Origin of the sequence: Noviherbaspirillum denitrificans (assembly GCF_002211445.1) — a bacterium.
In the GTDB taxonomy this organism is placed as follows: domain Bacteria; phylum Pseudomonadota; class Gammaproteobacteria; order Burkholderiales; family Burkholderiaceae_D; genus Noviherbaspirillum; species Noviherbaspirillum denitrificans.
Map to the genome: position 1 here is coordinate 1,505,435 of NZ_LSTO01000001.1, position 6,487 is coordinate 1,511,921.

General features: G+C 60.3%; 6 protein-coding genes. 1 reads left to right on the forward strand and 5 read right to left on the reverse strand.

Features of this window, described 5'->3' with window-relative positions; genetic code table 11:
* Positions 1-2,053, reverse strand: a 2,053-nt coding sequence (locus tag AYR66_RS07485) for an ATP-binding protein (RefSeq protein ID WP_206047099.1), incomplete at its 3' end; no start/stop codon positions are given.
* Positions 2,054-2,447: 394 nt separating this feature from the next.
* Here AYR66_RS07485 and AYR66_RS07490 point away from each other — a divergent pair.
* A complete protein-coding gene (locus AYR66_RS07490) occupies positions 2,448-3,011 on the forward strand; it encodes a phasin family protein (protein WP_088706986.1) in 564 nt (187 codons plus the stop codon).
* Positions 3,012-3,295: 284 nt separating this feature from the next.
* On the opposite strand, the gene AYR66_RS07495 is transcribed toward AYR66_RS07490, so the two are convergent.
* From AYR66_RS07495 to AYR66_RS07510, 4 genes are all read right to left on the reverse strand, one after another.
* Positions 3,296-3,667 carry a YbaN family protein gene (locus AYR66_RS07495; RefSeq protein WP_088706987.1) on the reverse strand — a complete coding sequence of 124 codons (372 nt, stop codon included), beginning with the start codon at positions 3,665-3,667 and terminating at the stop codon, positions 3,296-3,298.
* A 29-nt stretch (positions 3,668-3,696) separates the two neighbouring features.
* The gene (gene xerD / locus AYR66_RS07500) at positions 3,697-4,602 is read right to left on the reverse strand and encodes a site-specific tyrosine recombinase XerD (protein ID WP_088706988.1); all 906 of its coding nucleotides are present in this window, start codon (positions 4,600-4,602) and stop codon (positions 3,697-3,699) included.
* Positions 4,599-5,099, reverse strand: a complete 501-nt coding sequence (locus AYR66_RS07505; protein WP_088706989.1) for a methylated-DNA--[protein]-cysteine S-methyltransferase — start codon at positions 5,097-5,099, stop codon at positions 4,599-4,601. Before AYR66_RS07505 ends, xerD begins: the two co-directional genes overlap by 4 nt.
* 107 nt (positions 5,100-5,206) lie before the next feature.
* On the reverse strand, positions 5,207-6,487 hold a 1,281-nt coding region (locus AYR66_RS07510; protein ID WP_088709674.1), incomplete at its 5' end, for a tripartite tricarboxylate transporter permease.

A 6,487-nucleotide genomic window follows, 5' to 3' on the forward strand; every position in this document is an offset into this window, starting at 1 on the left:
CGTCGGGGTCGATCGTCGAATATGCTGCCTCCTGCACGCGGTCGTGCAGGAACCTGTACTCGTCCCCGGCGCGCAGGACGAATCCCGCCCGGATCGGTTCGGCAAGTGCCGCGCCCAGGTCCTGCTCACCGCATTCCAGGGCCACGGCCAGGAGCGCCGGCTTCGCACGCGTGCCGAGGCAGGCAAAACGCTGCAATGCCGCCTGTGCTTCCGGCGACATCCGCAGCAGCTTGTCCACCATGAACTCGGCAACGTTGTCGGTAAATCCGTAGGCTTCGATCTGCTGCAGGTCCCAGCGCCAGCCGGACAGGTTACTGTCGAACACGATCAGGTGCTCTTCATGCAGCGCGGCGAGGAACTGGATGACAAAGAAAGGATTGCCCCCGGTCTTTTTGCTGATCAGGCGGGTCAGCGGCAGGGTATCGGCCTCGCTGCGGTGAAGCGCATCCGCCACGAGCTGGTTGAGCGCTCCGTCCGGCAAGGCGCCAAGCACGATCTCGGTAACCGGCGAACTGCCGCCGCGCAGTGCGTCGAGGCTCAGGCTGAACGGATGTGAGGCATCGACCTCATTGCTCCGAAAGGCACACACCGGCATGAAATAGCGCGTGTCAGGATGAAGCAGCAAGCCTTCGAGCAGCGTCAGGCTTGCCGCATCGGCCCACTGGAGATCATCCAGGAACAGGACCAGCGGGTGATCCTTCCTGGCAAATACACCGATGAATTGGCGGAAGACGATACCGAAGCGGTTGCGCGCCTCGGTCGCGGGGAGTACCGGAACCGCCTGCTGCGGGCCGATGATCAGCTCAACCGGCGGAATGACGTCGACAATCAGCTGTCCGTTGACGCCCAGTGCGTCCTGCAAACGTTGCCGCCAGTGCGCAATGCGTTCCTCGCTCTGCGCCAGCAGTTGCTGCACCAGTGCGGCAAATGCATCGACGATGGTGGCATAGGGAACTTCGCGCTTGTACTGGTCGAACTTGCCCGACGCAAACAGCGCCTGCTCGCGCATGATCGGCGTGCACAGTTCATTGACCAGGGAAGATTTCCCGATGCCCGAATACCCGGTGACAAGGACAAGCTCCGGTGTTCCCTCGCCTGCCACCCGCTCAAAGGCTTGCCTCAGGCTGGCGCTCTCGCGCTCGCGTCCATAAAGCTTTTGCGGAAGCTGGAAATGCGTCGGCACATCGTGCTGGGCCAGTGCAAACGCGTCGATGGCGCCCTGCACGCGCCACTGGCGGTCGCATTCGAGCAGGTCGCGCAGGAGACCCTCGGCACTCTGGTAGCGCGCCTCCGGCTCCTTGGCCAGCAGCTTCATGACGATTGCCGACAACACGGGCGGTAGTGAGATCCGGCGTTCCACCGGTGGGACCGGTGTACGGGCGATATGGCAGTAGATCCACCCCATCGCATCATCTGCATCGAATGGGAGATCGCCCGTCAGCATCTGGTAAAAGATAATGCCAAGCGCGTAGAGATCACTGCGGCGGTCGGGCCTGCGATTCATTCGTCCGGTCTGTTCCGGCGCCATGTAGGCCGGCGACACACCCGCTTCCACCTCCTGTTGTCCAGGCAGCGTCTCGGCATGGCCCAGGCCGGCCAGGTACGCCACGCTGGCATGTTCATCCACCACAACCGCACCAGGCTCCAGCGCTTTGTGCATGATGCCGCGACCGTGAAGCTGTGCCAGCGAAGCGGCGACGGCACAAGCAATCCTGATGAAGCGCGGCGGGTCAAACGGCGCTCCGAGAAGCGTCGACAGGGATTCGCCGGCACAATCCGCAAATATTAGTGCCGGCCGCGCTTCGCAGCTATCAAGGCCAAGTGGGGAAAGGGCAAAGGAAGCGTTCAGCGACTTGCCGAGCTGCAGCGCATGCTGGATCCAGCCGACATGCAATGCGGCGTAATGCTCCGGGACAAGATGCATGAGGACGGCACGCCCATTGTCCGTGCGCACTCCCCGGCACAGGGTTCCCATGCTGCCGACGTGCAGGATCTTGGTTACCGAATACATCCTGTCCCCGATATCGTGCGTGGTCCCTGCATTGGAGACCATGCCATTTCTGAAGACGCCAGCCGGATAACCGGCGGCAGGGCTTGTTTCTGTTTTGATAGCTCTGTATCCAGCCTAATGGAGTATTTCCCAAGGCACAAGTGTTCCGGGTCGAACATCGCGCGTTTTACGTCAGCACACCATTGCGCAAGCAACATGAGTCCGCGGGGCGGTTATCGTTTGAGCAAGCTCAACAAAACGGCTGAAAGTGGCCGGTACCGCCCCCGCCGGGCAGACGCCGTGTTACATAAGCAGGGCCGGTGCACTTACCGGATAAAAATATTTTTGTGCGGCGCACAAAAAATGCTTGACATCGTGCCCGACGCCCATAAAATAGGAATTGTTGCGGCGCACAATAAATGCCGCCCCCAATACCACCGCCTACAAGGAGCGAACCATGTTTACCATTCCCGAACAATTTTCCAGCGTCGCCAAAGCCAACCTCGAAGCCCAGCTGTCCCTGATCACCAGCCTGACCAACAAGGCATTCGAAAGCGTTGAAAAGGTTGTTGACCTCAACCTGAACGCTGCGAAGGCGTCCCTCGAAGACTCGTCGATCGCCGCACGCCAGCTGCTGACGGCAAAGGATCCGCAGGAATTCTTCTCGCTGTCCGCCGCCCAGGCTCAGCCGACCGCAGCCAAGGCAATTGCCTACGGCCGCCACCTCGCCGGCATCGCGACCAGCGCCCAAGCAGAGTTCACCCGCGCTGCGGAAGAGCAAATCGCCGAAACCGGCCGCAAGGTCTCTGCCCTGGTGGACGATGTTTCCAAGAACGCGCCTGCTGGTTCCGAGAACGTGATCGCCATCTTCAAGTCCGCGATCGGCAACGCCAACGCCAGCTACGAGCAGTTCAGCAAGAGCACCAAGCAGGCCGTGGAAGTCCTCGAAGCCAACGTGAACTCCGCTGTAAGCCAGTTCACGCAAGCCGCAGAGAAGACTGGCAGCCGCGCACGCAAGTAATTCTGTTCTGCAGGATGAAAAACGGGCCGCTTTATGCGGCCCGTTTTTTTGTCATTCAACCATATACAGCGGCACAACCTGCGTGCCGCGGCAAGGATGTCAGATGTGTGAGACGAAGTAGGTAGCCGCGAAAGTGGCGGCAACGAGCAAGAGGTAGGAAATCGTACGCATGCTTTCCATGGCAATCATCCGGAAAAATTCACATGACATCCAATGTACCAATCCATGCGGCGGGCCAAATTGAGATTAAGCAATACTTTCACCCTTTGTTTCGCGTCCCGCGCTTACTCCTCGTCCACCCCGTCAAGGGTCTTCATCCGAAGGATCATGACGGTCACGCCAATTGCAATCGCCAGCAGCATCCCCTTGAGCAATATTGGCCTGACGAGATAAATCGAGTACAGCATGGAGGGCCATAACATTGTGAGGCTCAACACCTTCGCCCGCAGCGGCAACGCCCGCTTGTCCTCGAAGTTCCGCAAGTATTCGCCGAAGACCGGGTGATGGCGCAGCCAGCGATGCATGCGATCCGAGCCGCGCATGAAGCAGGCCGAAGCCAGGAGCAGGAAAGGCGTCGTCGGGAGCAAAGGGAGGAATACCCCGAGGATCGCAAGAACCACCGCCAGGCATCCGATAACGTTGAGCAGGATCTTCACCGCGTCTCGACTCCCTGGTTGCTCACTATCTAACCGCGCGGATGATGCGCCGCATGCAGCGTCTTCAGCCGCTCGCGTGCGACATGCGTGTAAATCTGCGTTGTTGAAATGTCTGCATGTCCGAGAAGCAATTGCACTACGCGCAAATCGGCGCCGTGGTTGAGCAAGTGGGTCGCGAACGCATGGCGCAGGGTGTGGGGCGACAAGGGCGCGTTGATTGCGGCCTTCAAAGCGTATTTCTTGATCAGTGTCCAGAACATCTGGCGTGTCATGCCGGCTCCGCGGGCCGTGACAAACAAGGCGTCATCCACCTGCCCATCGAGGATTGCGGGCCGCCCCTCGGACAAGTAGCGCACAATCCAGGTACGCGCCTCCTCCCCGAAAGGCACCAGCCGTGTTTTGTTCCCCTTCCCGGTAATGCGGAGTACGCCCTCGTTCATACCGACCTCGATGGTCTTGAGCAATACCAGCTCCGACACCCGCAGTCCGCTCGCGTACATAAGTTCGAGCATGGTGCGGTCGCGCAGCCCGAGAGGCGTGCCCACATCCGGCGCGGCCAGCAGCGCTTCGACCTGGCCTTCGGACAGTGTCTTCGGGTAGCGCGGCGGCTGCTTGGCGGATTTGATCTTGAGGCAGGGATCGGCAGTAATCCGCCCCTGACGCAACGCCAGCTGATAGAACCGTTTCAGGACAGCCAGTCGCCGGTTCGCCGAAGTCGCCTTGGTATCGGCATGGCGCGCGGCGAAGTAGGCATTGATATCTGTTTCAGCAGCCGCGAACAGGCTCTTGCCTCTCTTGCTCTCCAGCCAGCCTGCAAAGAGGTTCATGTCGCGCCGGTAAGCGTCGAGCGTATTCCTGGCCAGGCCGTCTTCCAGCCATAAGGTATCGCAAAATTCGTCGATCGCGGCGAGGCTCGCAGTCGGCACTGCCGTCATCGATAACCCTCGACACCTTCGTGTGCGAGCAACCAGCGCTTGACGCCAAGATGGAAGCCGGTTTCTTCATCATGGTTGGAAAACCCACCCAGTCCTCCAGACGCCGTCACCCTGTGGCAGGGGATAATGAGCGGGAACCAGTTTGCGCCGCATGCCTGCCCCACTGCGCGCGGCGCTGAGCGAATCAGTTTCGCAACCTGCCCGTACGTAAGGACATCGCCGCGTGGAATGCCTGAAATGACGCCCCAAACCCGGCGCTGGAATAAAGTGCCGACCTCGGCCAGTGGAAGGTCGAAGCGGAAATCGGGTTCGTTCAGGTAGCGCTCGACCTGCCGGGCGGCCTTCTCGGACAGCGAATCCTCCGGCGCCTTCTCATTGAAGCTTCGCGGCAAATAAACCATCTCGCGAAGCACGCCAGCTTCGGTACGAATACCAATTGCACCAAATGGTGCTTCAACGATGGCTGAAAACAAATGGTGATTTTGCGATGCAAGCATGGACGATAGGATAAATCAAATCGCAGCCCGCTTCGCACATGGGGGCCGGGAAAAGAAAATCGGCGTGTCCGTTTCCGGAACACGCCGATTGTCAGGATGGCATCACCTTATTCTTCGAACGCTTCCTCGCGCTTCTTCCGCAGGGACGGGGTCAGCACGATCGCCATTGCCACGGCGGCGAGCACCAGCATGGTGGCCGAGATCGGACGCTGCAGGAAGACCATCGGATCGCTGCGCGACAACAGCAGCGCACGGCGCAGGTACTCTTCCATCATCGGCCCAATGATGAAGCCGAGCAGCATCGGCGCAGGTTCCATCTCGAGCTTGCCACAGATGTAGCCGAACAAGCCGAAGCCCGCCATCAGGTACACGTCGAAGTCCGCGTTGTTCAGCGAGAACACACCGATTGCGCAGAACACCAGGATGCCGGGGAACAGGAAGTGATACGGCACCATGATCATGCGCACCCACAAGCCGATCATCGGCAGGTTCAGCACGATCAGGAAGAAGTTGCCGATCCACATCGACGCGATGATGCCCCAGAACAGCGCCGGCTGCTCCGTCACCACCGCCGGACCCGGCTGGATGCCCTGGATGATCATGGCGCCGATCATCAGCGCCATCACCGGGTTGGACGGAATACCGAGGGTCAGCATCGGGATGAAGGAGGTCTGCGCGCCGGCATTGTTTGCCGATTCCGGTGCGGCCACGCCTTCGATCGCGCCCTTGCCGAACTGCGCAGAATTCTTCGATACCTTCTTTTCGATGGAGTAGGACACGAAGGACGCGAGCATTGCGCCGCCGCCGGGCAGGATGCCGAGCAGGGAACCGATGCCGGTGCCGCGCAGGATCGGGGCGGCAATGCGCTTGAAGTCCTCTTTGGTCGGCATCAATCCGGTCACCTTCTTCATCACCAGCGAACGGGATTCTTCATGTTCGAGGTTGGAGATGATCTCACCGAGGCCGAACATACCCATCGCAACGACGACGAAGTTAATGCCGTCGGCAAGTTGCGGCAGGTCGAAGGTGTAACGCGGCGTACCCGAATTGACGTCTGTGCCGACAATGCCCAACAGCAGGCCGAGCACGATCATGCCGATTGCGCGCAGCAGCGAGCCGTGAGCGAGGACGACGGAGGCGACCAGGCCCAAGACCATCAGCGAGAAGTATTCGGCTGGACCGAAGGTCAGCGCCAATTCAGCCAGCGGCGGTGCAAAGAGCGCCAGCAGCACGGTCGCGACGGTACCGGCGAAGAACGAACCGATAGCCGCGGTTGCCAGTGCCTTGCCGGCATGTCCCTGACGCGCCATCTGGTAACCGTCGATCGCAGTCACCACTGAGGAGGATTCACCGGGCAGGTTGACCAGGATCGCGGTAGTGGAACCGCC